This is a genomic window from Labrenzia sp. THAF35 (genome assembly GCF_009363595.1).
Classification (GTDB): Bacteria; Pseudomonadota; Alphaproteobacteria; order Rhizobiales; family Stappiaceae; genus Roseibium; species Roseibium algicola.
On record NZ_CP045380.1, the window covers coordinates 1580682 to 1605867 of the forward strand.

Here is a 25186-nt window from a genome sequence, read left to right on the forward strand (position 1 = left end):
TGCTGGCGACAGCACCAAACAAAGGCCGTCCGGGTCCATTCCGGGCGGCCTTTTTGTGTCCACCTCGCCCGTCATTCCGGACCAGCGCGGCGGAGCGCACGCAGATCCGGAAGCCGGATTTCATTCGCGCTTCAAGCGCGTCTTTCTTCCAGCTTGAGTGTTCGCTGCGCTCACGCTGACATCTGGTTTCCAGATCGGCGTGCTGCCTCGCTGCACTTGTCCGGAATGACGGTGGAGGAGAGCCGGATTGTCTTCCTGGTCAGCCCCGTTCCCGAGCCATTTCCAGCAGCTTGCGGACAGTGTTGAGGTTTCTGGCGGTGCCGGGCTTCAAGGCCGGGAACTTCAATTTGGAGGGACCAGAGCCGTCAGGGTAACGGACGACGATTTCACGTCCAAGGACGACGGCCTCTTCGCCATCGGGTGCTACCATCGCCTCGAGGGCATCGGAGGGAGCAGCCTCCGGCAGAAAGGTCACCAGTACGCGGTTTGGCGGGGCGTCCGGAAACGGCATTTGCGCGCAAAGAGTTTCGAGTTCCGGGATGGTCCGAAGCATGACGCCCGGCGTCTTGCCGAAATAAGCCGTGAGGGCTTCGGTGAGCCGGCACAGAACGTCCTCGGCTTCCAGATCTGACGTGAAGACAAGATTTCCGCTCTGTATATAGGTGGCAACAGCTTGAAGGCCGATGTCCTCAGCCATGGACCGAAGATCCGCCATCGGCAGCTTTCCGGTTCCGCCGACATTCACGGCGCGGAGCAGGGCGACAAAGACAGTCATCGTGGTGTCCCGGTGGTTTCTGTTTCGCCGCATAGACAGCCTTATTCGCAAGCGTTGCGCAATCGGCGTCATTAAAAGATTGGGTGCTTGCGACACTCATTTCAAAAGCCGTTCGGGATTATCTGGGGCGACTTTTGTTTTTCTTTCGTCTGTCACCGGAGGTGAGACGCGCAAGGGGAGCCCGGTGACAATTGTTGCAGAATGCGAGGCGCCTGAGCCCCAGCCACTGTCGTTCCGGATCTGCGCACGGCTTCGCCTTGCTTGTCCGGAATGACGGTGGAGGCAGTTCAGGGCCACGTTAAAGCAATGTCTTGCCGGGGTATCGGGTCTGATACGCCGGTTATTCCGCTGCCTTCAACATGCCGTGGCAAACCGGGGCGGCGGCCGTGCCGATCCAGAGGTCCAGAAAACGGTCAAGCCATTTCCGAACAGCGGGATCGTAAACGAAGCGTCCGGCAAAATGGTCGCGGCGTTGCTGGGCACCGGGCAGCTCCATGCGCGGGGCGCCCTTGGTCGTCCAGCGGACCATCATCTGGTGGGTCAGTTCCGGGTGAAACTGGATGCCGTAGGCGCAAGACCCGACGCGGATCGCCTGGTTCGGATAAGTCGGTCCGGAGGCCAGCAGATCGGCGCCGCGGGGCAGGTCGAACCCTTCCCGATGCCATTGATAGACCTTTTTCGGCCAGTCCATCAGGGATTTGCCTGCCTCGGTCGGCTGCAGCGGATAATAGCCGATCTCAACCAGGCTCTCATGATGGCCCGTGACTGTGCCGCCCATATGCTTGACCATCATCTGCGCACCAAGGCAGATGCCGAGAAAGGGTTTTTCCTCGGCAAGCGGAACACCGATCCAGTCGATTTCCTTTTGAATGAAGGCATCGGGATCGTTGGCGCTCATCGGGCCGCCGAAAATAACGGCGCCGGCATGGTTTTCCATGGTGTCGGGGAGAAGGTCGCCGAACCGAGGCTTGCGGATGTCCAGCGCGAAGCCGCGCTTTACAAGCTCAAGGCCCACTCGTCCGGGCGAGGAATGCTCCTGATGCAGGACAATCAGGACTTTCGGTCGGTTCTTCACGGGATCGGACTGAAAAAGCATGGACTTAATATGAGGGAGGTCGGCACGAAAATCGAGTCCCGTTGCCACTTCATCCTGCATAAATACGCGTCCCGGCTGATTATCGCGTGGGCGATCAGTCCAGTTCGTCGGTCTCCGGGGCAGTTTGGGCAACCTTGTGGCGCAGGGTCATGCGATCACGTGTGGAGACACCGAGAAGCTCGGCAACCCGCCAGATTGTGTTGTCCTCAAACTCGTGCACGTGGCCGTCGGCATAGACGATTTCCCACATCATCTCGACGATCGCGAGGCGCTCTTCCTCGTCGGTTGTGCGCTTCAGCACCGATGTGAAGCCGTACAGATCGACCGCTTCCTCGTCGCGCTGCTTGGCGGCGGCGATCAGTTCGGTGGTTTCCTTGTCCGTCAGGTCATAGTGCTTGCGCAGGATTTCCCGCAGCTTCGAGCTTTCGCTTTCCTCGATCACGCCGTCGATATCGATCAGGTGAAACAAGAGAGCCGCCGCAGCCAGGCGCTTGTCGTCTTCGGCGAAGGTCTTTTCTCCGCTGTCACCAAAGGTCAGCTCCCGAACAAAACTTTTCAGCGCATTGAGCATGTCTGTCGTTCCTGTTGCCTGGCCCCCCAAACAGGCCGGCTTTTATTGCTATACCATTCCCTCTTTACCATCAAAGGGTTGATGTCGGCTTTAAGACTTTGAGATGGGAATCAAATCCGGCATTTATAAGTCAACTTTTTGGAACTGTTCTAAACTATTGATTTTTTTGGAATTATAACTTGACTTCCTGCCTCATGAAATGGTTTCCCTCTCCCTGCGGCGCGTGTTTCCGCGCCACAAAATCATTCAGGTTTCGCCCAGAGACGGTCCACGCGCACTGCGGGCGACACATATTACGGGATGGATCAATGAATACTTTCAAGCTTGGCCTTCTGGCCGCTTCTGCCCTTTTCGTCACACCGGCCCTGGCTGCAGCACCTTCCGACGTTCTGTCGACCTACGGCGACATCGCCCAGGCGAAATATGCGGACTCGCTCGCAACGGCCAAGACGCTCAAGTCCGCGATCGACAAGCTCGTAGCTGAGCCGACCGAAGCAAACCTGGAAGCCGCGCGCACCGCCTGGAAGGAAGCACGCGACCCTTACCAGCAGACAGAGGCGTACCGTTTCGGCAACGCCATTGTCGACGATTGGGAAGGCAAGGTGAATGCCTGGCCGCTCGACGAAGGCCTGATCGACTATGTCGACGCGTCCTACGGTGATGAATCGGAAGAAAACGATCTCTACGTCGCCAACGTGATTGCAAATCCGACACTCAAGGTCGGTGGTGAAACCATCGATGCCACCGAAATCACGCCGACCCTGCTTGCTGAATCCTTGCAGGAAGCCGGCGAAGTGGAAACGAACGTTGCGACCGGCTACCACGCCATCGAATTCCTGCTGTGGGGTCAGGACCTCAACGGCACCGAAGCTGGTGCCGGCAACCGCCCTGCCACCGACTTTGATCCGGCCAACTGCACCGGTGGCAATTGCGAGCGCCGCATTCAGTATCTGCAGGCCGCAACCGATCTTCTGATTTCGGATCTTGAAGAAATGGCCAATGCTTGGGCTCCTGACGGGGCTGCGCGCGAAGAGCTGGCCGGCAAGGGCGAGGCCGGTGGTCTTGCTACCATTCTGACCGGCATGGGATCTCTGTCCTATGGCGAACTGGCCGGTGAGCGCATCAAGCTTGGCCTTATGCTGCATGATCCGGAAGAAGAGCATGACTGCTTCTCCGACAACACCCACATGTCGCACTACAACGACGTGGTCGGTATCCGGAACGTCTATTTCGGGTCGTACAAGAGCCCGGTCGGCAACGATGTTTCCGGTGCTTCCCTAGCCGATCTGGTGGCGGAAAAGGATCCGGCGCTGGCAGAAGAAATGAAGACGAAGCTCGACGCCACGCTGGCGGCTTTCGAAGCCATGAAGGCCCGGGCCGAAGGCGGCGAAGCCTATGACCAGATGATCGGCGAAGGCAATGACGAGGGCAACGCCGTCGTGCAGGCCGCTGTCGATGCACTGGTTGACCAGACAGCTTCCATCGAGCGGGTCGTCAAGGTGCTTGAACTCGACGATATCGCGTTTGAAGGTTCCGACAGCCTGGACAACCCGGGCGCCGTTTTCGAATAATCGAACAGATCGTCAGGCGGCATCGGCCGCCTGACGGCTTGTCCGCGAATTGGGGCTCGCGGATTACAGTCAGGATGCGAATATGAGACTGGTCCCCAGACCGGGCGCCATGACGGGCGTCTTTTTGTGTTTCTGCCTGGCGGCAGGAACCGCTCTTTCAGATGATACGCTGTCTCACCGGGATGATCTGTCGGCCAAGGACAGGATCAAGGCCGCGAAGGTTCTGCAGCCGCCGGCCGATTTCGAAGCCGCTGAAGCCTTTGAAATCATGCAGGGCGGGGCCGGTACGTCCCGAAAGCGGATCAACCGGGATGCCTATTCCCACTCCAATGCCAATCTGACCTTCGAAGAACAGGCCACCTTCAAGGTGGGCAACGGGCTGTTCAAGAAGCTCTGGGCGTCTTCTCCCTCGTCGACACAGGCATCGGATGGCCTGGGACCGCTCTATAACGCGCGCTCCTGCCAGGGGTGTCACTTGAAGGATGGCCGGGGCCGACCGCCGCGGGCGGGTGAAGACGCGGTTTCCATGTTCCTTCGCCTGTCCATCCCGCCTCAGTCCGAGGCGCAGCGTCAGGCACTTGCCGACAAGGATATCCTGCTGGTGCCGGAGCCGACCTACGGCGGTCAGTTCCAGACCTTTGCGGTGCCAGGCCTGCCCGGTGAAGGACGCTTCGATATAGAGGTGGAGGAGATTGAAGTTCCGCTGGCCGGTGGGGAAAAGGCTGTGTTGCAGAAGCCCGTCTATAAGATCCGGGATCTTGGATATGGCGACATGCACCCCGACACCATGATTTCTGCCCGCGCGGCCCCGCCCATGATCGGCCTCGGTCTGGTGCAGGCCATTCACCCCGGCGACATTGAAGCGCTTGCGGACCCCGACGACATCGACAGTGATGGAATTTCCGGCAAGGTCAGCCGGGTTCGTGACCCCGCGACGGGTGCGTTAACGCTTGGCCGTTTCGGCTGGAAGGCTTCCAAACCCTCGATCCGTGCCCAGTCCGCGGCAGCGTTTGCCGGTGATATCGGCATTTCGACGCCCGAGACGCCGGACAATTACGGCGACTGCACCAAGGCGCAGACAGCTTGCCGCGCCTTGCCTCATGGCGAACAGGCAAACCTCGGTGTCTCGGAAGCTCCGGACCCGGTCATGGATCTCGTCACTTTCTACTCGGAAAACCTGGCGGTGCCGATGCGCCGCGATGTGGATGATCCCGAGGTGCTGAAAGGCAAGCAGGTTTTCTACCAGTCGGGCTGTCCGGCCTGCCACCAATCGAAATTCGTGACCAGTCGAAAGGCGGAAAATCCGGCGCACAGGTTCCAGTTGATCTGGCCTTATTCGGATTTCCTGTTACATGACATGGGCGAAGCCCTTGCCGACAATCGCCCGGTGGGTGACGCCAGTGGACAGGAGTGGCGTACGCCGCCGCTATGGGGCATTGGCCTGACCGAGACTGTCAACAATCACACCCGGTTCCTGCACGACGGCCGCGCCCGCAATCTGCTGGAAGCGGTCCTGTGGCACGACGGCGAAGCCCGACAGGCGCGCGACGCTGTGGTTGCGCTTCCGCCCGCCGACCGACAATCGCTTTTACGTTTTCTGGAGTCCCTTTGATGCGCTGTTTGCTATTTGCCGCTCTCGTTTCCGGAGCCGTTATCGCCCAGCCCGCGTTCGCCACGGACTACGAGCCGAAACTCGACAATCTGATCAAGGCCTATATCCAACCGGCAACCGGTGCGTTTGCCGAAACCTCTGCAAATCTGCCGGACGCTGTTCGAGCGGTCTGCGCAAATGCGGACGAAGCATCGGTCGAGGGGTTCAGGACGGCCTTTTCAGACACTGTGCGGGACTTCTCCCATGTGCATTTCTTGCGGTTTGGTCCGTTGATCGACAACGATCGCCTCAGTCGGCTGGCTTTCCTGCCTGACCCGCGTGGCATCACGCAACGCCAGATCCGCAAACTTCTCGCTTCTGAAGACAAGGGCGCCTTGTCTGCGGCGACGCTTAAGGACAAGAGCGTCGCGGTTCAGGGACTGACAGCATTGGAATTGCTCGCTTTCGACAAGGACAGTGCGGTTCGGCTTGGGCAGGCGGACGACGGCAAGGACTTCAGCTGCGGCTATGCACTGGCAATTTCGGAAAACCTTGCGGCCATGGCCAGCGAAATCGCTGCCGGCTGGCAGGATCCCGGCGGATACAGCGAGGTGCTCTTGACAGCCGAAGGTGGCAACGAGCGGTTCCATACGTCGAAGGAAGCGCTGGAAAGCGTGTTCAACGCGCTGGTCACGGGGCTGATCATCGCGCGGGATCAGGATGTGCTTCCGGCATTGGGAACCGGCAAGGACAAGGCCAGGGCGACGCGCTTTCCGTTCTCGCGCTCCGGCAACAGCGTGGTCTATCTCAACGGCGAGCTGCTCGGCATTCAGAAGGCCATTGCTTCCCTGGACCTGAAGGACCTGACGCCGGACGATTTCACCTGGATTTACGACACGCTCAACTTCGAGTTTGGCAATGCTGTCACTCTTCTGGGGACCCTAGATCCGCCCTTGCGCCAGTCCTTTGAAGAAGGCGATGCCTACGACAAGATGGTTGTCCTGGCGATCACGCTGAAATCGCTTCGCGACACGATTGCCCTTGAACTTGCAGGTGCCCTGGAACTTGCTGGAGGTTTCAATGCGCTCGATGGTGACTAAGCCCCTTTCCCGGCGTGGTTTTCTGGCAGCACTCGGCGGCCTTGCCGCCTTGCCGGCATTTTCCGGCTCGACGCTGGCGGCAAGCCTTCTGAACCGGGAAGCTTCCGACGGCGTGCCGCTGTTCGTGAGCGCCTACAAGCTTGAAAACGGCGATTATGGGGTTGGTGTTGTCGACGACCTTGGACAGGTTCTGGCCAGGATCGGTCTGCCGGGACGGGGCCACGGCGTCGCGGTTTCTCCCGACAGGACCAGGTTTGTGGCCTTTGCCCGCCGGCCCGGCACTTTCGCGGTCGTGGTTCGGCCATATCAGGATGTGGAGCCGGAGGTTCTCACGGCGGAACCTGGCCGCCATTACTATGGACATGGCTGTTTTTCCGCTGATGGCAGACTGCTCTATGCGGTCGAAAACGACTATGCCGCAGCCCGTGGCGTGATTGGCGTTTACGACATGAGTGGCCGTCAGGTTCAGCGGATCGGCGAGATCGAGACCCATGGCATCGGTCCGCACGACCTCCTGCTCGCGCCGGACGGGCGCACGCTTGTCGTTGCCAATGGCGGCATCATGACCCATCCGGACAAGGGGCGTGAAAAGCTCAATCTCGACACCATGGCGCCGACCGTGGTGTTCCTGGATCGCGAAACCGGTGATCTTCATGCCAGCCACGCTCTGGACGCTTCCCTGCACCAGCTGTCGCTCCGGCATATGGCGCTGGACGGACAAGGGCGGGCTTGGGTCGGCGGTCAGTTCGAGGGACCGGAAACAGACCTGCCGCCTCTGGTTGGCGTGTTTTCGCGGGACGAAGCACCCCTCCTGACGGAAATTCCGACAGGTATCGCGTCAGGCCTTCAGAACTACATCGGCTCGGTGACTGCAAACGCAAGCGGTGAGGTCATTGCAACGTCCGCTCCAAGGGGTGGGCAGACGTTGTTCTGGAAGGCCGATACCGGCGCATTCCTGGGTGCCGAGGCCATTGCCGACGGATGCGGCGTTGCGCCGATCGATCAGGGCAGCTTTCTGATATCTGACGGCAACGGGGCATTGTCTCTTGTTGAGGATCCTGCCCAGCCGGCGGAAATTCTGGCTCGCCCACCGGGCATTTCCTGGGACAATCACATGTTTGCCCTGTCCTGAGACAGAGCATCGGACGGCCGGATCCTGCACCATTCAGGCTGTTTTCAGCCTGAAAGGTGCCAACCGGGGGCAAATTCGGCAGACTTCCTGCTTTTGTCAAAATCGACTGGCACAGTGATCGCGATCGTATGCCGGTCCCAGGGGCGGTATGCGGTGTTGTAGACCGATTTGCCGGTATTTGATCGTTCTGTCTCCTTTCCTGCGCAAGCGTTTGCTTCTGCTTGGGGACGTTCCGGCCCGATTGGTCTACATTGGGGACCGATTCGCGACGGGGAGACACTAAATGCGTCGGCTTTTGATCGGACTGGGCAGTCTGCTGTTCATGCTGGTAACCATCATTCTGGTGGTGCCGCTGTTCCTGCCCAAGGACGAAATCAAGCGTCAGGTAGTTGAGCAGGTGGACAAGCGCTTTGGCTGGCGCGTGCGCCTGGACGGACCTGTGTCCTTGTCGCTGTTTCCCGGATTTTCGCTGGTTGCGGAAGATATCGGCCTGGCCGGCGAGGCCGGTGCCGACGGGATCGAGTTTGCCAAGGCCGAGCGTGTCGAATTTGGTCTCGCCTGGGGTGGTCTGGTTTCCGGCAATATCCAGGTGACCGGAATTGCCCTGGACAAGCCGGACATCTATCTGGAAATCGGCCCGAACGGCACCACGAGCTGGGAGCCCCGCCGCGACATCAGCGACATTGGCGACTTGATCGAGGCTGAAACCGGCGACGCTGAAGCCGATGCGGTGGCGGAAGCCACGCCTGCGCCTGCGTCTGAAGCAGAGCCGGCAGAAACAGCCGCAGCTCCCGAGGGCTATCTCAAGAGCATTGGTGTCGACAGCCTGCAGATCACCGGTGGCACGGTGACCTACAAGGCGCCGGATGCTGCCGAGCCGGTTCGTATCTCCAACCTTGATCTCAGCCTGCAGGCGCCCAGCCTGTCGGGTGAGGTGGACCTGACATCCAGCTTCACGTTCCGCGAAATGCCGGTCGCCGTCGCAGGATCCCTGACCAACCCGCTCGCTCTCATGGGCGGGGAGCAGGTTCCGGTAGACCTGAAAATTTCCAGTGGTGAAAACAGCGTCTCGGTCACCGGTCAATCCGGCCTGGATCCGATGCGCGCTGAGCTGGCTCTCACAGCCGCCGGGCCATCCCTGAAGGCTCTCGCGGCGTTGGCCGGGCAGGACCTTGCCGCCGATCCGGGTGCTTTTGCCGTGTCGGCCAAGGTTGCAGGCACCGAGGCCATGCTGTCGCTGGCTGATCTCGACATCACGCTTGGCCAACTGTCTCTTGGCGGTGCGGCGGACGCGGATCTGTCGGGGAGCGTTCCTGAAGTCTCCGGCCGGCTGGTGCTGAAAGACGGTTCGATTGCCGATCTCCTGCAGCTGGCGGGCAGGGATTTGCCTGCAAGCGGCAAACTCAGCCTCGACCTTGCCTTTGCAACCGTGGGGCAGACAGGGGAGGAACTGCTTGCCGGTCTTGATATCACGGGGTCCGTACGTATCGCCGAGGGCGAGATTGGCGGACTTGGGCTTGCTTCGGCGGTCGGCGGCGATCCGGAAGCGGACCGCCTGACGAACCTTGCCATGGATATCGATCTGCAGGGACTGGAAAACCCGATATCGCTCAGCGGTGCCTTGTCCTGGCGCGGCGAAGCGTTCAGCCTGACCGGCGAAGGCGACACCGCTCGCCTGCTGGCGGGGGGAGCTGCGCCGGTTTCCGTGAGCGTGAAAGGCAATCGCGTGAGCGCCGGTTTCAATGGTCGGGCTTCGCGCGACGGTGCGCTTGATGGTGCGGTCAGCGTCGATACTGCCGACCTGCGCGGGCTCATGGCGTGGCTCGGCAAACCGCTTGGCAGCGGTGGCGGTCTGAAGCGCTTCAAGGCTTCGGGTATCTTCGGCGTTGCAGGCGAGACGATTTCATTCGAGGAAACACGGTTCACGCTGGACGATACGTCGGGTGAAGCCAACGGACGGATCGTCCTTGGTGGCAAGCCAAGCGTTACGGCGCGGCTGGATCTGCGGGAACTTGTGCTCGACCCCTATCTCGGCGGCGCATCGTCTTCGGGTACAGGCAGCGGCGGTGGCGGCGGTTCTGGCGGTTCTGGCCAGGCGTCCGGAAATTCGTCGGCTGGCGGCGGCAAACGCGGTGGGGCAGGTGGCTGGAGTACAGAGCCGATAGATTTCTCCGGTCTCAATGCGATCGACGCGGACTTCAAGCTGACCACCAGCGAAATCCGCTGGGACAAGATCAAGATCGACCAGAGCGCCCTGTCGACCACCATCAAGAACGGTGTGCTGACTGCGAACCTGGAAAAGCTGGCACTTTACGGCGGCTCCGGCACCGGTACGGTTACGCTCAACGGGGCGTCCGCAACACCTCAAGTTGCCGCGAAATTTGCTCTCGCCAACCTCAATGCCTATCCGTTGCTGCGCGATGCAGCCGATTTCAGCTGGATCGAAGGCAAGGCCAACATCAACCTGGATGTTACCTCCAAAGGCGGCAGCGAACAGGCATTGGTGCAGGCCCTGAACGGGACAGCCAACTACACGTTCGCCGACGGCGCGATCAAGGGTATCAACGTGCCGCAGATGGTGCGTGGCCTGTCGGTGGAGACGTTGCTCGGGTGGCAGGCCAATCCGTCGGCCAAGACCGATTTCAGCTCGCTCGGGTCAACGTTCCAGATCCAGAACGGCATTGCCAAGACCGACGATCTGTCGCTGATCGGGCCGCTGGTTCGCATGACCGGCAAGGGCACGACGGACATGCCGGCGCAGCGACTTTCCTGGCGTGTAGAGCCGAAGATCGTGCCGACGCTGGAAGGCCAGGCCCCGCAGCCTCGGCGGAAGGGCGAAGACAAGAAGTTGGCCGGCCTAGGTGTGCCCATAGTGATCGAAGGTCCGTGGAACGATCCGCGGATCTATCCGGACATCAAGGGTATTCTGGAAAACCCGGAGGCAGCCTACAAGCAACTGCAGCAGACAGGTGGTGAGCTGATCTCCATTCTTCAGGGAAAGAAGGAACCGTCCCAGGAGCTGGTTGACCAGGCCAACAAGGTCATCAACCAGGCGACCGGCGGCAAGACCCAGATCGACGTTCAGAAGGTTCTGGACGGCGAGGTCGATGACGAGGAAGTTCTGAAAGCGGTAGAAGAAGGTTTCGGTCTGCCTTCCGGCCTTTTGGGCAACGTTTTCGGGAACAAGAAGAAAAACAAGAACTGACGGCACATTGGCGCAAAGGTGCTGCGTTCGGGGGCTGCACCTTTGCTTTTGCCGTGGGACTGAGCGGGCGGGTTTCGTTCAGGTGTGCGAGTGGCCTGGCAGCGGACCTGTTGTCCGGTCAGAACTGCCGCGCCCGATGGGCCAGTTCGACACCGGGGCTGACCCGCATCAGCCGCATTTCTCCAAAGCTGCGGATCTCGCGTTTGCCAAGGTCTTCCAGGTGAAACTCGTCTACCAGGAATTCCTTCATGGCATCCGGCGCAACGACGCACATGGGATTGGCGAATTCCTGCAGTCGTGCAGCAAGGTTCACTGCCGAGCCGAAGACGTCATAAACGTACTTCTGGATTCCGACGACGGAACCGACTGCCGATCCCGTACCCAGTCCGACACGCGCCCGCCACTTGTGTTGATGGCTCTGGTTCCGACGCTCCAGGTAACGAATGAAGCGCACGGCGCAGTTGACAACAGCGCGCATGTGATCCGGTGAGGGCTCGGGCATGCCTGAAACGGCAAGATAGGCATCGCCGATGGTCTTGATGCGCTCACAGCCGAATTGCTCGGCGATACGGTCGAATGCGGTAAAGATGTCGTTCAGCTCTCCAAGCGTCACCGTCGGGTCGTGCTCTGCGGAGAATTTCGTGAAGTCCACGAAGTCGAGCATGACCACGGAAACGCTCTCGTAAAGCTGCGGCGTGACGACGCCGAAGGTCTTGAACTCCTCGTAGACCGAACGCGGCATCAGGTTGAGCAGCAGGCGCTCGACACGTTCCTTCTCGCGTTCCAGTTCCCGCGTATTCCGCTCTACCATGGAGGAATAACTGTCGATCATCGACTCCAGTTCGCGGATCCGCGTGATGTTCTGGCACTCAACGACGAGGAAGTCCTGCTCTTCAGCTGGCGAAACGGTCAGGGCGATGACCAGGGTCCGGCGCTTGAGCTTGACGGAGACTTCTCCGGAAAAGCGTCCCTGGTCTTTGATTGTTTCGCGAAGCTGTTCGATGTCGATATCCGGCAGCAGATCGGCAAGCGTGGTGACGGCTTCCGGCTTGCCGAACCAATCGGAAAACGGAGCGTTCTGGAACAGGAACTGGAGGTCCTTGCTGTTGACGACGGCAATGCCAACCCCGATCGCGCGCAAGAGCTGCTGGTTGATGGCGGTGATGCTCATGTCGCACCGGTCGAAAGAATGGCGGAACGTCGCGCTTCGATTGCCGACATCACGGACTTGATGTCTGCAGGGTCGAACTTGTGTTCCACCAGCGTCTCGCGCAGGAGACGTGCAACTTCGTCAAAGTCCTCGTTTTTCAGGTCAAGGGTGGCATGGGTTCGTCTCAGCCGCTCTTCCGAATAGCTGACCGGCCCGCCCAACAGATAGGAGATAAACTTGGTCTGATGATCGATCAGGCGGGTCATGTCGACGTCGTCGAAAAAGTCACCGATCTCGTCGGAATCGAGAACCTTGTCGTAAAAGGTCATTACGATGCGGCTCACCGACCCGAAGCCGCCGTACTTTTCAAACAATGTCGCAGGCATGCCGCAGAACTCGATTTTCAGAATGAGATCAAGAATAAGAGAGTAGTCGACTATTCTGGCAATGCAAAGATTTTGTGTCGACTATTCCTTTGCGTCATTCTCCTGCTTCCTCTGGGAAGCATGACGTATTTCTGTCGCCTGCTGCCTGTCAGATCGTAAATTCGTGCCTTGGATGTTTGCGAAACCCGCTGCAGACAGTATCCGGTCGGTCGTCCGACCGGATGTGCCGATGTTCTTCGGGGGGCTGTTCCTTGTGAGCCGCCTATTTGGACAGGTCCTGAGCAAGCATGAGGGCGTTGCCATCGGGATCGTAGAAGGTTGCGGTGCTGACCATGCCTTCGATGGTCTCCGTCGCTCCGTCGAATTTGACACCGGCCTCTTCCAGCGCACTGCGGGCACCTGCGATATCGGCCACGCCGAAGACGGGAACCGTGTTTCCGGGCGTCGGTTCGGATTGTTCGCCCAGTCCCAGGGTTACGCCTTCGGTTCGGGTTGTCAGCTCGCTCCAGCCAGCTTCGTCCATATGATAGAGCAACTCGAATCCGAGTTTTTGCGCGTACCAGTCGGCACTTGCATGCCTGTCGCGAACGGAGAGGGCGAGAGTGATCGTATTATCCAGAGAAACGACAGGCATGAGACTTTCCTATGTATCAAAAGTATAGTAGCTATAAAATATGAATATGCAGCTTCTTGTCAACCTCACATCCAAAGCCTGGTCGCTGAAAATTCTGGCTCAGTTGCATGCAGGTGTTTCCGGTCGGCAAGCCCCGTTGATCGCGGCGACAGGGGCGAGTCGCAGTTCTTTTGCAGCAAGCCTTGAACATCTGTTCCAGCTTGGACTGCTGGAGCGGAACCCCGGCCACGGCCATCCCCTGCGGCCCGAGTTTCGGCTGACGGACAAAAGCAAGGTTGTTGCTGCCATGGCGAGCCGGATCGAGGAGATCGTTCCGAACGAGGATGCCTTTTCGGTACTGCGACGCAGCTGGACGGTGCCTATCCTGGCAGTAACCGGGGCGCCAAGCCGGTTTTCGGCGATCAAGTCAGACCTCGGTCCGGTGACGGACCGGGCCCTGTCGAAGTCCCTTGGTGTTCTGGAAGAGCAGGCGTGGCTGAGGCGGGACATTGACCTGTCACAGCGCACACCTTTCCCGATCTATCACGCCGTTAATGCGGGTTTGAAAATCAACCAGGCGATCGCTGCGGATGCCCGTTGACCCGGATGTGAACCAAAGTTCTACCCTATGGTTGTATTTTCTGGCCTCGAAATGAAGTTTTTCCGGCCGCAGTCCACCGCACAAGTCTTTGTCCAAGAACAATAATTTCGAAATCAATGAATCTGGGCGTGTAATGACGCATCATGACTCTTCTGGTTCATTGCAGTTTCCGGGTGTAGCGCTACGCTTGAGTGGTCGAGGCGAATCTTGCGAGGCAAGCATGTCCCGGTCAGACGAAGAGAAATGCGGTCGCCTGATGCGCACCGCTTGCAGGAATGTCATCGGATTCTGGCAGCTTTTGCAGGAACCGGATGTTCACAGGCTCGATCATGTCAAACGCCTGCAGTATCGGGCCTACATGATCGGTTCCGCCCTCCATCTGGCAGACCTTGTGGTCAGGCACGAACACGCCCTGATCCATCTCCGCCGGGCGGTCGGGGAGCCCGAACTGGGCGAAGAAGCAAAACAGTTCCGCACCATGGTTCACGCGTTCGACGGTGATCATCAGGACGCACTGGATGCCAGGGCCCTGATTTTCAGTCAGGCCGTTCAGAGCGCGTTTGCGGATTAGAGACGGGTACGGTTGAGGTCAAAGGCCGAGTGCGGCGACCATCCTGTCGACCGCATCCTCCACCGTGCCGGTGTTTTCAATGCGGATCAGATTGGCGACGTTTTCCGGTTCAAGGTCGGCACGGCGCAGCCGTTCCTCTATTTCCTGTCTGCTTTCGCGGCCACGTGCGGCGAGGCGTTCGGCAAGGACTTCGACTGGCGCGGTGATCAGCAGAACGCTGGCGTTTCGGTACTTGTCCTCTGCGTGCTTCAACACCTTGCGCGAGCCATTGGCAATCACGGTTGCGCCCGCTTCGATTGCCCGGTCGTAGCTTTGCGGGATGACGTAGCCGAGCCCGTGGGCCTCCCAGCACAGGGCAATCTTTCCGGCAGCTTTCAGCTGATCGAATTCGGCGCGCGAAAGCGTGTCGTGATCCTCGGCCTCGACATCGGCCTGTCGGGTGATCGCTCTCCGGGCGAAGCTGACGTCCGTCCGGCCCGCCAGACGGGCCTTGAGTGCGGCCATCAATGTGTCCTTGCCGGCTCCGCTCGGCCCAACCACGAGCACCATGCGGCCGGGGCCGAGTTTTTCTGTCATGTCTGACGCAGCCTCAGGCAACCCGTTTGCCCTCGCGCCAGACACCGCGCACGATCGGGATGTCACCAACCATTTTCACCTGGATGAGATCGGCCCTGAGGCCGGGTTCCAGGGTGCCGCGGTCTTGCAGGCCAATGGCCTTCGCGGGCGTCGCCGTGACCATGGCGACTGCCTGTGGCAGGGCAATCGCCTCGACCTCCGCAGCCAGCTGGAACGCAGCCTGCAGCAGCGAAATCGGCACATAGTCCGAGGAGAGCACATCCAGAACGCCCGCTTCGGCAAGCGCCTTCGCCGAGATATTACCGGAATGGGATCCGCCGCGCACGACGTTCGGCGCCCCCATCAGAACAGCCATACCGGCTTCGTGCGAAGCCTTGGCGGCTTCCAGCGTGGTTGGAAACTCGGCGATTTTCGTCTGCAGTGAAATCGCCTCGTCCACATGGGCAGTGGTGGCGTCGTCGTGGCTGGCGATGGCGATGCCGCGCGATTGGGCGATGGCCGAGAGATGCTTGCGGTTTTCAGGGGCAAGACTGCTGGCGCGCGCCTGGCGCTTGCGGATGAAGTCGTCCATCTGGGCGTCGGTGAAGCCCTTCTTGCCCTGATAGTAGATCTTGTAGGCATCCATCGACACGAACTGGCGCTGGCCGGGTGTGTGGTCCATCAGCGAGATCAGGCGGATGCTGTCGTCGTCCTCGAACACCTTGAAGGCGCTGAGCACGTCGGGTGCAGACACTTCGCAGCGCAGGTGGATGAAATGGTCGGCGCGCAGGCGGTTTTCCCGCTGACCGGTTTCAATGGCATCCGCAAGCGCGCGCATATCCGAATAGCCAAGGTCCGCGTCTTCATCCATGCCGACGCGCAGCGCATCGAACACGGTGGTGATGCCGGAACATGCGATCTGGGCGTCGTGGGCCTGCACGGCGGAAACCGGGCTCCAGCGCACCTTGGGACGCGGCGCATAGTGGGTTTCGAGGTGGTCGGTATGCAGTTCGACCAGGCCTGGCAGCAGGTAGTCGCCTTCGCAATCATGCCCGTCGACCTCGGTCGGTGACCCGATGCCGGAAATCAGACCAGCATCATCGACCGTCAGGGAACCGTCGAACACTTCGCCTGCGAGAACCAGACTGGCATTCTTGAAGACTTTGGGATGCTTGCTCATGCAGATTCCTCTTGGGAAAGACGCTCGGCCTGGCTGAGCGCGTCGGCGGGAGCGACGCTGCCGGTCAGCTGAAAGACGGTATGGACCTGGAAAGGCGCGCCGCGTTCGGCTTCGGTGTAGAGCGCAACGTGGCGGCACAGCCGCTTCTTGCCGATGACATCCGCAAAGTGGTCCTGGGCGGCATTTGCCATCCGCTCCATATCGGTGTCGTCTTCCAGTTTGTTGGAAAGGGTCAGGTGGAAGCGGAATTCATCGAAGATATAGGGATAGCCCCACCTGACGAGATAGGTGTCATGCCTTTCCGACAGTCCGCTCTTGCGGCGGCGCTCAAGATCCGCCTCGGACAGTGGTGCGCGGAACGGCTCGAAGCGACGCACGCACAGGCCGGCGAAGGCGCGCAGGGCCGGCTCTTCTGCCTCAGGGGTCAGTGCCAGAAAACGGCCAAGCCTGTTCACGCCGAGCGCTTCTATCTCATAAGGGGCGATTTCTGCAGCAAATGCTGCGCAGGCGTCCAGCAGGTCTGCCTCGGTCTGATCGGCTGCAAGGGAAAACGGGGCTTTCAAAGTCCCGTGAAATCCATAGCGCCGGGGGTCGGTCGTCAACTCCTGGAAACGTGCCGATGTCATGCCGGGCAGCTCCGGTTGCGGAAGGGCCGTGCCGGAAAAGGGATCGCGCCCGAGCCAGGAATTTCCGAGCTGCATCAGGCGGTCGTCGGCATCGGCGGCGAAATAGAGGGCGTAGCGCATGAAGAAAATCGCGATTTTGAAATGTGGTTTGGCCGGGATGTGGCAGGGCCACATCCTTCAACTTTCTGAGGGAGTGACCTAAAGGCGGGCGGTGACTTTTCTGTGACAGTTTCCGCCCGTCTGCAAGCCTTTCCTCATCTCGTGGCTCAGGCGGCTGCCTCCGCGCTGAAACCGGTCACGTCGATGATACGGTCGGCGATCTGTTCCCGGACGTCCTGGTCGTGAAGAATGCCCACCATTGCAACGCCCTGGGTTTTCTTTTCTTCCACCAGACGCACGACCACGGCCCGGTTGGCAGCGTCGAGAGAGGCGGTAGGCTCATCCAGCAGCAGGATCGGATAATGGGCAATGAATCCCCTCGCGATGTTCACGCGCTGCTGCTCGCCGCCGGAGAACGTGGCGGGTGGCAGGGTCCAGAGGCGCTCGGGCACATTCAGCCGCGACAGCAGGGAGCGGGCCTTGTCGACGCCCTCTGCCTCGCTGGTGCCCTGGGCGATAAGCGGCTCGGCGACGACGTCTTCGGCCGAAACACGCGGGATGGTGCGCAGGAACTGGCTGACATAGCCGATCGTGTCTTCACGCAGGCGCAGGACCTTGCGCGGCTCGGCCCCGGCAATGTTGACGATTTCATCGCCAACCGTCACCAGGATCTGACCCTCGTCACAGCGGTAGTTGCCGTAGATCATCTTGAGGATCGAGCTCTTGCCAGCACCGGAGGGGCCGCCAAGGACGACACATTCGCCGGAATTTACCGAGAATTCGACCTTCTCGACCACGGGAATGACGGTTCCGCCCTGCAGGTGCATGGTGAAGGACTTGCCGACGTTGTTGAGATAGAGGCGTACGGGCATTTCGGTCCTCATACCTGGAGAATGGAAGAAACAAGCAGCTGGGTATAGGGCTCGCGCGGATCGTCGAGAACCTGGTCCGTCAAGCCGCTTTCGATGACGTTGCCGTGGCGCATCACCATGATCCGGTGCGACAGCAGCCGGGCGACCGCAAGGTCGTGGGTGACGATGACCACGGAAAGTCCGAGATCGGCCACAAGACGGCGCAAGAGGTCGAGAAGACGTGCCTGCACGGAGACGTCCAGACCGCCGGTCGGCTCGTCCATGAAGACCAGCCGTGGTCTCGTGACGAGGTTGCGAGCGATCTGCAGGCGCTGGCGCATGCCGCCGGAGAAGGAGCGCGGATCGTCATCGATCCGGTCGCTGTCGATTTCCACCCGTCCCAGCCAGTCGTCGGCGGTGGAGCGGATGTTGCCGTAGTGGCGCTCGCCAACCGCCATCAGCCTTTCGCCGACGTTGGCGCCTGCGGAAACGTTCATGCGCAGCCCGTCCGCAGCATTCTGGTGCACGAACCCCCAGTCGGTGCGCATCAGCAGGCGGCGCTCGGCCTCGGTCAGCTGATAGAGGTTGCGCATGGTGCCGTCGCGCATGCGGTATTCGATGGCTCCCGCCGTCGGCGCGAGACGTGTCGACAGGCAGTTGAGCAACGTGGTCTTGCCGGATCCGCTTTCGCCGACGATGGCAAGCACCTCACCGGGCCAGAGATCGAAGGAGACATCGGCGCAGCCGATGCGGTCGCCATAATAGCGGGTGACGTTATGAACCTGCAGCAGCGGGTCGGCGGAGGGAAAGGCGTTCATCGGGCGGTCTCCTCTGCCTGGGTGGCGCCGAACTGGTGTGCCGCCGGATCGGCCGCCATCGGACCGAGATGGCCGTCCGCGCGCCGTTCCTCGCAATAGTCGCTGTCGGAGCAGACGAACATGCGCCCGCCCTTGTCATCCAGGATCACCTCGTCGAGATAGACATTCTCCGCACCGCACAGGCCGCAGGGCTTGTCGAACTTCTGCACCTCGAAAGGATAGTCCTCGAAGTCGAGGCTCTTCACCTTGGTGTAGGGCGGAATGGCGTAGATGCGTTTCTCACGTCCGGCACCGTAAAGCTGAAGCGCTGCCATCTGGTCGATCTTCGGGTTGTCGAACTTCGGCGTCGGCGACGGATCCATCACGTAGCGGTCGTTGACCTTCACCGGATAGGCGTAGGTAGTGGCGATATGGCCGTTCTTGGCGATGTCCTCGTAAAGCTTCACATGCATGAGGCCGTAATCCTCGAGCGCATGCATCTTCCGGGTCTCGGTTTCGCGTGGCTCCAGGAAACGCAGGGGCTCGGGAATCGGGACCTGGAAGACGATGATCTGGTCTTCGCGCAGGGCCTTTTCCGGAATCCGGTGGCGGGTCTGGATGACGCTTGCCTCCGACGTCTCGTAGGTCGTGCGCACGCCGGCGGTCTTTTCAAAGAAACCGCGCAGGGAAACCGCATTGGTGGTGTCGTCGGAGCCCTGGTCGATCATCTTCAGGCAATCGTCCTTGCCCAGAATTGCCGCTGTGACCTGCACCCCGCCGGTGCCCCAGCCATAGGGCATCGGCATTTCGCGCGAGGCGAAAGGCACCTGGTAACCCGGTATCGCGATGCCCTTCAGGATTGCCCGGCGGATCATGCGCTTGGTCTGCTCGTCCAGATAGGCGAAGTTGTATTCGCCCTGTTCGAAAATCTGAGCCGTGTCGTTCATTGCGCAGCACTCCGTTCCCTGAGTATCCGGCGATAGTGGTCGAGGCGCATGTCCAGCGTTCCGGTGTGCAGCTCGAACAGGTGATTGTCGTTGTCGTAGAAGTAGATGGACCTGCCTTCACCTTCGACGCGGGCGCGCGGTGGTTTGACTTCCAGGCCAAGGCGCTCGACGGCTGCCAGCTTCGTGTCGAAGTCTTCCTCTTCGATCTTGAAAGCCACGTGATTGTAGGTGCGTTCGTTCAGGGCATCGCCCTGCATGATCGCGATCCAGACGTCGCCGACCAGAAAGAACTTTTCCTGGGAGAGGGAAAAGGTAGCCTCTTCACTGGAGTAGACTTCCCGAGCTTCGAGCACCGTCGTCAGCAGGTTCGTCATCCTGTCGAGATCACTGACGATGAACGTCATATGACTGAGTCCGCTGCTCATTCCGCCGCCTCCTGGGCGGTGTTGCCCTCTTCTTCTTCCTGGCGTCGTTTCTCGAACCATTCGCCGCGCATCCGGCGCACCAGATCGAGTTCGGCCTGGAAATCGACGTAATGCGGCAGCTTCAGGTGTTCGACGAAACCGGTCGCCTGGATGTTGTCTGAATGGGACAGGACGAATTCGACATCCTGAGCCGGGGCGGACTGTTCCTCGCCCAGTTCCTGCCACCGCATGGAACGGTCGACCATGGCCATGGACATGGCCTTTCTCTCCACTTGCCCGAACACGAGGCCGTACCCCCGGGTGAAGGTCGGGGCGGTCTTTGCCGAACCCTTGAACTGGTTGACCATCTGGCACTCGGTTACCTTGATGGCGCCGAGCGTCACGGCAAAGCCGAGTTCCTCAGCGAAGAATTCCACCTCGACCTCGCCGTAGCGGATTTCGCCGGCGAAAGGGTGTGTGCGGCCATAGCCGCGCTGGGTGGAATAGGCCAATGCCAGCAGGAAGCCTTCGTCGCCACGGGCAAGGTTCTGCAGGCGCAAGTCCCGGTCGGCCGGGAAGGACAGGGGCTCGCGGGTCAGGTCGCCGACGGGCGCGTCCTCGTCGGTTACCGGGTCCGGCTCCATCAGGCCTTCGTCGCCAAGCAGGTCGGTGACGCGCGGCATGCTGCCTTCTTCAGCGGCAGCTGTTTCGACAGGCTTTTCGAGACCGTCCTCTTCGGCGGCCAACGCGAAATCCAGAAGGCGGTGGCTGTAGTCGAAGGTCGGGCCCAGCACCTGGCCGCCCGGCAGGTCCTTGTAAGTGGCTGAAACGCGCCGTTCCACCAGCATCTTCGCGGTGTCAATCGGCTGGCTGTAGCCGAACCGTGGCAGGGTCGTGCGGTAGGCACGCATCAGAAACGCGGCTTCGATCAGGTCTCCGCGCGCCTGCTTGATGGCAAGTGCGGCCAGCATCTCGTCATAGAGCGAGCCTTCGCCCATGACACGGGCGACAGCATGGGACAGCTGCTGGGCGATCTGCTCCAGCGTCAGCGAGGGAACGGAGGTGTCGCCCCGGCGGCGCTTGGCCATGAGCTTGTGGGCGTTGCGGATGGCCTTTTCACCACCCTTTACGGCTACATACATGGATCAGACCTCCGCTTTGAGGATGCGGGTGGAACGGGGCAGGGCAGACAGCGCTTCCTGTCCGGCAAAAACCAGATCGATACCCCGTGGAAACTGGCGGTTGTTGGCAACCACCTGGTCCCAGAACACTGGCGGAACCGGACCGGTGCCAAAGGAAACGGTGTCCTTGATGCCCGGGCCGCTAAAGGAGACGGCCGGATGGGACCCGAAGTCCTGACCGGTCAGGATCACCGTTGTCGATCGGTCCGGATATTCGGCGGATCCCTGGTTGAAACTTGCCAGCGGGATCATGCTCACCGGTGCACTGACCAGCGCAAAGGCCGCTTCCACCGGTTCGGTGACGATCGGGCAGCCGGTGTGGAAGCGCAGAAAGGTCTTCACGGCGTCCGACGTCATCAGAGGCTTGTCGAGCCAGATCGGCGTGTCGTAGTCGAACAGGGTCAGGGCAATGGCGGCGGCCACCTGCGTCAGCGGTGCGGGCGGCTTCAGATTGCCGGCGGAAATCGCCTGCCGCGTACCCGGCCGGGCCATGGCATTCATGATCGCGCGAAAGCAGCCCTGCGCATCGTGAACCGGGTCCTGAAATCCTGCGGCCAGCGGGGCGGCGGCGGTCTGTTGTGCTGCGGTCATCAGTTGTCTCCCCGCACCATGGTGAAGAAGTTGACCTTGGTGGCCTCGGTTTCCTCGCGAACGGTTTCCTGCGTTCCTGCCTGGGCTTCGGCCAGCGGCGCGATGATGTCCGTCTCGATGCGCTCCTGCATTGCAGGGCGTTGCCACAGGGCGTCGATCACGGCGGACTGCAGCGCTTTCTGCTTATTGCGGCCAAGGCTGTAGGCATTGCCGGTTTCACCGGTTTCCAGGCGAACCACGCAGCGGGTGACGGTGACCTCACCCAGGTTGAACGGACTGCCGGTGCCGCCCATGCGGCCGCGCACCATCACAAGGCCGGTTTCGGGCTGGCGCACCAGCTCGTAGCTTTGCGGCGGGAGTGCGCTGAATTTTTCCGCGACGGCCTCGGCGGAGGCTGCGGCCAGTGTCGCGATCACCTTCTGGCGGGCGCTCACGGCTGCGCCGGGTTGGGTGTCTGGGGAGGCGGAAGAGGTAATGTCTGTCATGAAGCGCGCCTTTTGGGTTGGGCGGTTCTTCGGAAGGCGTTCGAAAACGCCCTTGTCCTAGACTTGATTTGTCTATTTGTCTAGACAAATAATCCGGTTGACTCTTTGGTACCGAAATTTGATGACGGGCTCATGACGACGAACAGCACTCTCGACCGCAGCGCCGGAATTGCGGTGTGGCGCCAGATCATGGAAACGCTGAAGGCGGAAATCGTGAGCGGGGCCTTTGAAAAAGGCAGCCGCCTGCCTCCGGAATCCGAGCTTGCAAGCCGGTTCGGCGTCAACCGCCACACGGTGCGCCGGGCAATCGCCGCGCTGACGTCGGATGGTATTCTGCGGGCCGACCAGGGCCGTGGCACCTTTGTTGCCTCAGCCCCGCTCAGCTATCCCATCGGGCCACGCACGCGCTTTTCGGAAATCGTTTCCGGCCAACTTCGGGCACCGTCCGGCCGGTTGATCGGCTCGGCTGTCGAGGAAGCCGACGCCCTTCTGGCGCATCAGCTTGGCGTGCCGCTCGGAACGCTGCTCATTCGCGTGGAAACCCTGCGCGTTGCCGACGGTGTGCCGATGATCGCGGCCACAAGCTGGTTCGAACAGTCCCGCGTGCCCAATTTCGTCGCTGATTATGCCGACACCGGATCAATCACCGCGGCTTTGCAACGCGCCGGCATTTCCGACTACCGTCGCAAGGAAACGCGCATCACGGCCGAGCTGGTGGAAAACCGCGATGCCCAGCAGCTTGGTCTGGCGCTGGGCCAGCCGGTGATGGTGATGGAAAGCGTCAACCTGGACATGACCGGCAAGCCCCTGCAATACACCCGCGCCCGCGTGGCGGCCGACCGCATGCAGCTGGTGGTCAGCGGCGAGGTTTAGACGCTCGCTTTGATGCGAGGTTGGTTCGCCTTATTCGCCCGGTGAGCCATGTCCGCAGGATCAGCCAATCCGCCGCCAGGCTCCGGGTGACATGCCCGCCATCTTCTTGAACGCACGGGAAAACGCCGCTTCCGACCGGTAGCCCACGCTCCAGGCGATTTCCGCAATTGTAGACCTGCTGTCCCGCAATTGGCGCGCCGCGAGCTGCAGGCGCCACGACGTCACATATTGCATCGGTCCCTGGCCCATTTTTCCGGCAAACCGTTCGGTCAGCACCGTACGGGAGGTGTTGATCTGCCGGGCAAGGCGTTCCAGCGTCCAGTCCGATGCCGGGTCGGCGTGTATGGCGGTAATCGCGGCACCGGCGACCGGGTCGGTGAGGGCGCCGAGCCAGCCTTCGCTCGCCGGGGCCTGCGACAGCACATGGCGGCGAAGCGTTTCGATGAAGATCAGTTCGCACAGATGCAGGCGTACACTGCGGCTGCCAGGCTGGTCTGACTGTATTTCTGTCCGGGCTATGTCGATCAGCCTTTGCAGACTGTCATCAGTCCTTTCGGATGGCGAGACAAGAAGTCGGCGTTCGAGCCTTGCAAGCAGCGGGTTGAAGGGTCTTGCGTCGCAGGAGAGGAACCCGCACAGGAACAAGGCCCGCGGGTCTCCGCCACCGCCTTCCGGAACGATGCTCGGCAAGCGTCCGGCGGCAAGGTTTTCGAAAAAGTCGACAACCTCGTCCGCACTGAACTCGGGAGGCGTTCCAGCTGCGCTTTCCATCCGGTACCCATCGCCCTGCGGGAAGACGAGAACGTCACCCCGGTTGAACCGGATGGGCGCCTCGCCCGGTATGGAGGCCAGGCCTGAGCCTTCCAGGACGACATGATAGGACAGCACGTGCTGCCCGGGATCTGCAAGGATCGCGCGGTAGGCATTCGTGTGGGGAATATCGACGCACCAGGGGTCGCTGGCATCCACCAGGAACATCAGCGCACCGGTCAGGCGCACGAGGTTCAGAACGTCGGCGAGTGGATCCTGTGCCGGTCCAGACCCGGCAGGGGTTGCCGTTTCCCGCGCGGATGCGGGGGCAGAACTTGCGGACGGTGGAGCATGGAGCCGGGACATGTCCGAGTTTAGCATTTCCAGCCGCAGGTAAGAAATCAACGGAAGGACACTTCGCCATGACAGCATTCGTGTTTTTCGACGTAAGGGAAATCCACGATCCGGAACGCCTGGGTGCCTATCGCGCCAAGGTCTTTGAAACCGTGGAACACTTTGGCGGGCGCTACCGTGTTCTCGGCGACATGGATAGCGTTCTGGAAGGTGACTGGACGCCAAATATCCCGGTGCTGATCGAGTTTCCCGACAGCCAGACTGCCCGAGCCTGGTATGAGTCCGATCTTTATGCCCCGCTTAAGAAAGACAGGATTGCCGCAGCCCGGTGTGACGGCGTTCTGTTGGGCGGGTTCGAGCATGGTCCGGGCACTTGAGGAAACAAGCGCCCGTGACGGGTGCGTGGCCGACGCTTGATCAGGATTCCGGCAAATTGGCCGGGTCGAAGTCGCACATCTCGGCAGCCTTGGCGAGGCTCTCGCTGAAGCCGGCCGGCGAGAAGCGGCCGTAGAGCCATGTTTCGCCTAGGCTTTCGCGCTCGACGGAAATGTCGATCGTTGTCTGCGCATCTGCCACCGCGGCGGCCATGTCCTTCACGAAGCCGGACGTCATCGAGATCTGGTAAGGGTCCTGCAATCCGACGGGAAACATCTCACCTCCCAGCCAGGAATCTTCTCCGTCGATGGTGATTTCAACCAGGTCGGTCTCGGCCCAGGGGTCCTCTTCGTTTTCGGTGTAGGGCGCATATTCGTATGTGAAATCCGCGTTGTAGCCTTTGACGTCGAAGCTGAACTGCAATGAGCCGGAGGTGTCGCGCGCCGGGGCGTTGTTATAGACAAGGCAGGTGCTGCCGATCCTGGCGGCTTCCCAATCGCCGTTGCTGAACGGCGCGGCAGCCGCACCTGTTGCCGGCAGCAAGGCCAGCACCGAGACAAAAGCTCTGAAATTCATTTCAAAATACCTCAAATGCATATTGATATGCGGACACCGGCCCCTCGCGCGGCGGTAAGCTCTGCGCACGCTCGAACCTTTGCCGTTTCCGGCAACGCGGCGCATGCACATTGCCGACTAGACGCGAATTTGCTTAAGGACAGGTTCAGTAAACTGCATGTCCGGCTTCTGAGCACGCGG

The 25186-nt window shown here is 60.7% G+C and carries 27 protein-coding genes; 9 read left to right on the plus strand and 18 right to left on the minus strand.

Annotation, left to right across the window (positions count from 1 at the left end; genetic code table 11):
* Positions 1–259: 259 nt before the first annotated feature.
* From FIU93_RS07225 to FIU93_RS07235, 3 genes are all read right to left on the minus strand, one after another.
* Entirely contained in the window at positions 260–775 is a 516-nt protein-coding gene (locus tag FIU93_RS07225; protein WP_152505223.1) for a DUF1697 domain-containing protein, read from the minus strand.
* 340 nt (positions 776–1115) lie between these two features.
* Positions 1116–1871 (minus strand): glutamine amidotransferase, encoded by a 756-nt coding sequence (locus FIU93_RS07230; RefSeq protein WP_055660066.1) that lies wholly within the window; start codon positions 1869–1871, stop codon positions 1116–1118.
* A 94-nt stretch (positions 1872–1965) separates the two neighbouring features.
* Complete coding sequence (locus tag FIU93_RS07235; protein ID WP_023002633.1) at positions 1966–2442, minus strand: TerB family tellurite resistance protein; 477 nt, start codon at positions 2440–2442, stop codon at positions 1966–1968.
* Between the two features lie 308 nt (positions 2443–2750).
* Between FIU93_RS07235 and FIU93_RS07240 the strand changes: the two genes are divergently transcribed.
* From FIU93_RS07240 to FIU93_RS07260, 5 genes are all read left to right on the plus strand, one after another.
* A complete protein-coding gene (locus FIU93_RS07240) occupies positions 2751–4013 on the plus strand; it encodes an imelysin family protein (protein ID WP_152505224.1) in 1263 nt (420 codons plus the stop codon).
* Positions 4014–4095: 82 nt separating this feature from the next.
* Entirely contained in the window at positions 4096–5625 is a 1530-nt protein-coding gene (locus FIU93_RS07245; RefSeq protein WP_152505225.1) for a di-heme oxidoredictase family protein, read from the plus strand.
* Positions 5625–6704, plus strand: a complete 1080-nt coding sequence (locus tag FIU93_RS07250) for an imelysin family protein (protein ID WP_152505226.1) — start codon at positions 5625–5627, stop codon at positions 6702–6704. The genes FIU93_RS07245 and FIU93_RS07250 overlap by 1 nt, the downstream gene beginning before the upstream one ends.
* On the plus strand, positions 6685–7836 hold the full coding sequence (locus tag FIU93_RS07255) for a DUF1513 domain-containing protein (protein ID WP_209010299.1): 1152 nt from the start codon (positions 6685–6687) through the stop codon (positions 7834–7836). Before FIU93_RS07250 ends, FIU93_RS07255 begins: the two co-directional genes overlap by 20 nt.
* A gap of 283 nt (positions 7837–8119) precedes the next feature.
* Complete coding sequence (locus tag FIU93_RS07260) at positions 8120–11041, plus strand: AsmA family protein (RefSeq protein ID WP_152505227.1); 2922 nt, start codon at positions 8120–8122, stop codon at positions 11039–11041.
* Positions 11042–11159: 118 nt separating this feature from the next.
* Here the strand turns inward: FIU93_RS07260 and FIU93_RS07265 are convergent, their stop codons facing one another.
* The 3 genes from FIU93_RS07265 to FIU93_RS07275 all read right to left on the minus strand — a co-directional run bounded on the left by FIU93_RS07265 (position 11160) and on the right by FIU93_RS07275 (position 13211).
* On the minus strand, positions 11160–12212 hold the full coding sequence (locus tag FIU93_RS07265) for an adenylate/guanylate cyclase domain-containing protein (RefSeq protein ID WP_152505228.1): 1053 nt from the start codon (positions 12210–12212) through the stop codon (positions 11160–11162).
* The gene (locus FIU93_RS07270; RefSeq protein WP_075282204.1) at positions 12209–12577 is read right to left on the minus strand and encodes a group 1 truncated hemoglobin; all 369 of its coding nucleotides are present in this window, start codon (positions 12575–12577) and stop codon (positions 12209–12211) included. The genes FIU93_RS07265 and FIU93_RS07270 overlap by 4 nt, the downstream gene beginning before the upstream one ends.
* A gap of 262 nt (positions 12578–12839) precedes the next feature.
* Positions 12840–13211 carry a VOC family protein gene (locus FIU93_RS07275; protein ID WP_152505229.1) on the minus strand — a complete coding sequence of 124 codons (372 nt, stop codon included), beginning with the start codon at positions 13209–13211 and terminating at the stop codon, positions 12840–12842.
* A 46-nt stretch (positions 13212–13257) separates the two neighbouring features.
* Here FIU93_RS07275 and FIU93_RS07280 point away from each other — a divergent pair, with 46 nt between their 5' ends.
* Positions 13258–13791: a winged helix-turn-helix transcriptional regulator gene (locus tag FIU93_RS07280; protein WP_209010300.1), complete on the plus strand. Its 534-nt coding sequence runs from the start codon at positions 13258–13260 to the stop codon at positions 13789–13791.
* Positions 13792–14011: 220 nt separating this feature from the next.
* The gene (locus FIU93_RS07285) at positions 14012–14362 is read left to right on the plus strand and encodes a hypothetical protein (protein ID WP_023002643.1); all 351 of its coding nucleotides are present in this window, start codon (positions 14012–14014) and stop codon (positions 14360–14362) included.
* Positions 14363–14380: 18 nt separating this feature from the next.
* Here the strand turns inward: FIU93_RS07285 and phnN are convergent, their stop codons facing one another.
* From phnN to phnG, 10 genes are all read right to left on the minus strand, one after another.
* Complete coding sequence (gene phnN, locus FIU93_RS07290) at positions 14381–14938, minus strand: phosphonate metabolism protein/1,5-bisphosphokinase (PRPP-forming) PhnN (RefSeq protein ID WP_077291443.1); 558 nt, start codon at positions 14936–14938, stop codon at positions 14381–14383.
* 13 nt (positions 14939–14951) lie between these two features.
* Positions 14952–16097, minus strand: a complete 1146-nt coding sequence (locus FIU93_RS07295) for an alpha-D-ribose 1-methylphosphonate 5-triphosphate diphosphatase (RefSeq protein WP_077291444.1) — start codon at positions 16095–16097, stop codon at positions 14952–14954.
* Positions 16094–16843, minus strand: coding sequence for a DUF1045 domain-containing protein (locus tag FIU93_RS07300; RefSeq protein WP_031270085.1), 750 nt, complete (start codon positions 16841–16843; stop codon positions 16094–16096). The genes FIU93_RS07295 and FIU93_RS07300 overlap by 4 nt, the downstream gene beginning before the upstream one ends.
* A 146-nt stretch (positions 16844–16989) precedes the next feature.
* Entirely contained in the window at positions 16990–17694 is a 705-nt protein-coding gene (gene phnL / locus FIU93_RS07305; RefSeq protein WP_035907933.1) for a phosphonate C-P lyase system protein PhnL, read from the minus strand.
* A gap of 8 nt (positions 17695–17702) precedes the next feature.
* Positions 17703–18491 (minus strand): phosphonate C-P lyase system protein PhnK, encoded by a 789-nt coding sequence (gene phnK / locus FIU93_RS07310; RefSeq protein WP_055660045.1) that lies wholly within the window; start codon positions 18489–18491, stop codon positions 17703–17705.
* On the minus strand, positions 18488–19417 hold the full coding sequence (locus FIU93_RS07315; RefSeq protein WP_055660043.1) for an alpha-D-ribose 1-methylphosphonate 5-phosphate C-P-lyase PhnJ: 930 nt from the start codon (positions 19415–19417) through the stop codon (positions 18488–18490). Before FIU93_RS07315 ends, phnK begins: the two co-directional genes overlap by 4 nt.
* Entirely contained in the window at positions 19414–19842 is a 429-nt protein-coding gene (gene fosX / locus FIU93_RS07320; RefSeq protein ID WP_031270086.1) for a FosX/FosE/FosI family fosfomycin resistance hydrolase, read from the minus strand. The genes FIU93_RS07315 and fosX overlap by 4 nt, the downstream gene beginning before the upstream one ends.
* Positions 19839–20963: a carbon-phosphorus lyase complex subunit PhnI gene (locus FIU93_RS07325; protein WP_152505231.1), complete on the minus strand. Its 1125-nt coding sequence runs from the start codon at positions 20961–20963 to the stop codon at positions 19839–19841. The genes fosX and FIU93_RS07325 overlap by 4 nt, the downstream gene beginning before the upstream one ends.
* A gap of 3 nt (positions 20964–20966) precedes the next feature.
* Positions 20967–21593, minus strand: coding sequence for a phosphonate C-P lyase system protein PhnH (gene phnH, locus FIU93_RS07330; protein WP_152505232.1), 627 nt, complete (start codon positions 21591–21593; stop codon positions 20967–20969).
* Positions 21593–22078: a phosphonate C-P lyase system protein PhnG gene (gene phnG / locus FIU93_RS07335; RefSeq protein WP_055660035.1), complete on the minus strand. Its 486-nt coding sequence runs from the start codon at positions 22076–22078 to the stop codon at positions 21593–21595. The genes phnH and phnG overlap by 1 nt, the downstream gene beginning before the upstream one ends.
* Positions 22079–22210: 132 nt before the next feature.
* Between phnG and phnF the strand changes: the two genes are divergently transcribed.
* Positions 22211–22951, plus strand: a complete 741-nt coding sequence (gene phnF, locus FIU93_RS07340) for a phosphonate metabolism transcriptional regulator PhnF (RefSeq protein WP_023002654.1) — start codon at positions 22211–22213, stop codon at positions 22949–22951.
* Positions 22952–23011: 60 nt separating this feature from the next.
* Here the strand turns inward: phnF and FIU93_RS07345 are convergent, their stop codons facing one another.
* Positions 23012–24067 carry an AraC family transcriptional regulator gene (locus tag FIU93_RS07345; RefSeq protein WP_173017285.1) on the minus strand — a complete coding sequence of 352 codons (1056 nt, stop codon included), beginning with the start codon at positions 24065–24067 and terminating at the stop codon, positions 23012–23014.
* Positions 24068–24123: 56 nt separating this feature from the next.
* On the opposite strand from FIU93_RS07345, the gene FIU93_RS07350 reads away from it, so the two are divergent.
* Complete coding sequence (locus tag FIU93_RS07350; RefSeq protein ID WP_173017286.1) at positions 24124–24432, plus strand: DUF1330 domain-containing protein; 309 nt, start codon at positions 24124–24126, stop codon at positions 24430–24432.
* Between the two features lie 40 nt (positions 24433–24472).
* On the opposite strand, the gene FIU93_RS07355 is transcribed toward FIU93_RS07350, so the two are convergent.
* Positions 24473–25006, minus strand: a complete 534-nt coding sequence (locus FIU93_RS07355; protein ID WP_152505235.1) for a hypothetical protein — start codon at positions 25004–25006, stop codon at positions 24473–24475.
* Positions 25007–25186: the final 180 nt, after the last annotated feature.

Excerpts from the sequence above, each read along its gene's own strand:
- phnN (WP_077291443.1), bottom strand. The coding sequence starts at position 14,938 with ATGACAGAAAAACTCGGCCCCGGCCGCATGGTGCTCGTGGTTGGGCCG.
- FIU93_RS07250 (WP_152505226.1), top strand. The coding sequence starts at position 5,625 with ATGCGCTGTTTGCTATTTGCCGCTCTCGTTTCCGGAGCCGTTATCGCC.
- phnF (WP_023002654.1), top strand. The coding sequence starts at position 22,211 with ATGACGACGAACAGCACTCTCGACCGCAGCGCCGGAATTGCGGTGTGG.
- FIU93_RS07265 (WP_152505228.1), bottom strand. The coding sequence starts at position 12,212 with ATGAGCATCACCGCCATCAACCAGCAGCTCTTGCGCGCGATCGGGGTT.
- FIU93_RS07300 (WP_031270085.1), bottom strand. The coding sequence starts at position 16,843 with ATGCGCTACGCCCTCTATTTCGCCGCCGATGCCGACGACCGCCTGATG.
- FIU93_RS07255 (WP_209010299.1), top strand. The coding sequence starts at position 6,685 with ATGCGCTCGATGGTGACTAAGCCCCTTTCCCGGCGTGGTTTTCTGGCA.
- FIU93_RS07325 (WP_152505231.1), bottom strand. The coding sequence starts at position 20,963 with ATGTATGTAGCCGTAAAGGGTGGTGAAAAGGCCATCCGCAACGCCCAC.
- fosX (WP_031270086.1), bottom strand. The coding sequence starts at position 19,842 with ATGAGCAGCGGACTCAGTCATATGACGTTCATCGTCAGTGATCTCGAC.
- FIU93_RS07240 (WP_152505224.1), top strand. The coding sequence starts at position 2,751 with ATGAATACTTTCAAGCTTGGCCTTCTGGCCGCTTCTGCCCTTTTCGTC.
- FIU93_RS07225 (WP_152505223.1), bottom strand. The coding sequence starts at position 775 with ATGACTGTCTTTGTCGCCCTGCTCCGCGCCGTGAATGTCGGCGGAACC.
- phnK (WP_055660045.1), bottom strand. The coding sequence starts at position 18,491 with ATGAACGCCTTTCCCTCCGCCGACCCGCTGCTGCAGGTTCATAACGTC.
- FIU93_RS07355 (WP_152505235.1), bottom strand. The coding sequence starts at position 25,006 with ATGAATTTCAGAGCTTTTGTCTCGGTGCTGGCCTTGCTGCCGGCAACA.
- FIU93_RS07285 (WP_023002643.1), top strand. The coding sequence starts at position 14,012 with ATGTCCCGGTCAGACGAAGAGAAATGCGGTCGCCTGATGCGCACCGCT.
- FIU93_RS07275 (WP_152505229.1), bottom strand. The coding sequence starts at position 13,211 with ATGCCTGTCGTTTCTCTGGATAATACGATCACTCTCGCCCTCTCCGTT.
- FIU93_RS07260 (WP_152505227.1), top strand. The coding sequence starts at position 8,120 with ATGCGTCGGCTTTTGATCGGACTGGGCAGTCTGCTGTTCATGCTGGTA.
- phnH (WP_152505232.1), bottom strand. The coding sequence starts at position 21,593 with ATGACCGCAGCACAACAGACCGCCGCCGCCCCGCTGGCCGCAGGATTT.
- phnG (WP_055660035.1), bottom strand. The coding sequence starts at position 22,078 with ATGACAGACATTACCTCTTCCGCCTCCCCAGACACCCAACCCGGCGCA.
- FIU93_RS07245 (WP_152505225.1), top strand. The coding sequence starts at position 4,096 with ATGAGACTGGTCCCCAGACCGGGCGCCATGACGGGCGTCTTTTTGTGT.
- FIU93_RS07295 (WP_077291444.1), bottom strand. The coding sequence starts at position 16,097 with ATGAGCAAGCATCCCAAAGTCTTCAAGAATGCCAGTCTGGTTCTCGCA.
- FIU93_RS07315 (WP_055660043.1), bottom strand. The coding sequence starts at position 19,417 with ATGAACGACACGGCTCAGATTTTCGAACAGGGCGAATACAACTTCGCC.
- FIU93_RS07350 (WP_173017286.1), top strand. The coding sequence starts at position 24,124 with ATGACAGCATTCGTGTTTTTCGACGTAAGGGAAATCCACGATCCGGAA.
- FIU93_RS07280 (WP_209010300.1), top strand. The coding sequence starts at position 13,258 with ATGCAGCTTCTTGTCAACCTCACATCCAAAGCCTGGTCGCTGAAAATT.
- FIU93_RS07230 (WP_055660066.1), bottom strand. The coding sequence starts at position 1,871 with ATGCTTTTTCAGTCCGATCCCGTGAAGAACCGACCGAAAGTCCTGATT.
- FIU93_RS07345 (WP_173017285.1), bottom strand. The coding sequence starts at position 24,067 with ATGTCCCGGCTCCATGCTCCACCGTCCGCAAGTTCTGCCCCCGCATCC.
- phnL (WP_035907933.1), bottom strand. The coding sequence starts at position 17,694 with ATGCCCGTACGCCTCTATCTCAACAACGTCGGCAAGTCCTTCACCATG.
- FIU93_RS07270 (WP_075282204.1), bottom strand. The coding sequence starts at position 12,577 with ATGCCTGCGACATTGTTTGAAAAGTACGGCGGCTTCGGGTCGGTGAGC.
- FIU93_RS07235 (WP_023002633.1), bottom strand. The coding sequence starts at position 2,442 with ATGCTCAATGCGCTGAAAAGTTTTGTTCGGGAGCTGACCTTTGGTGAC.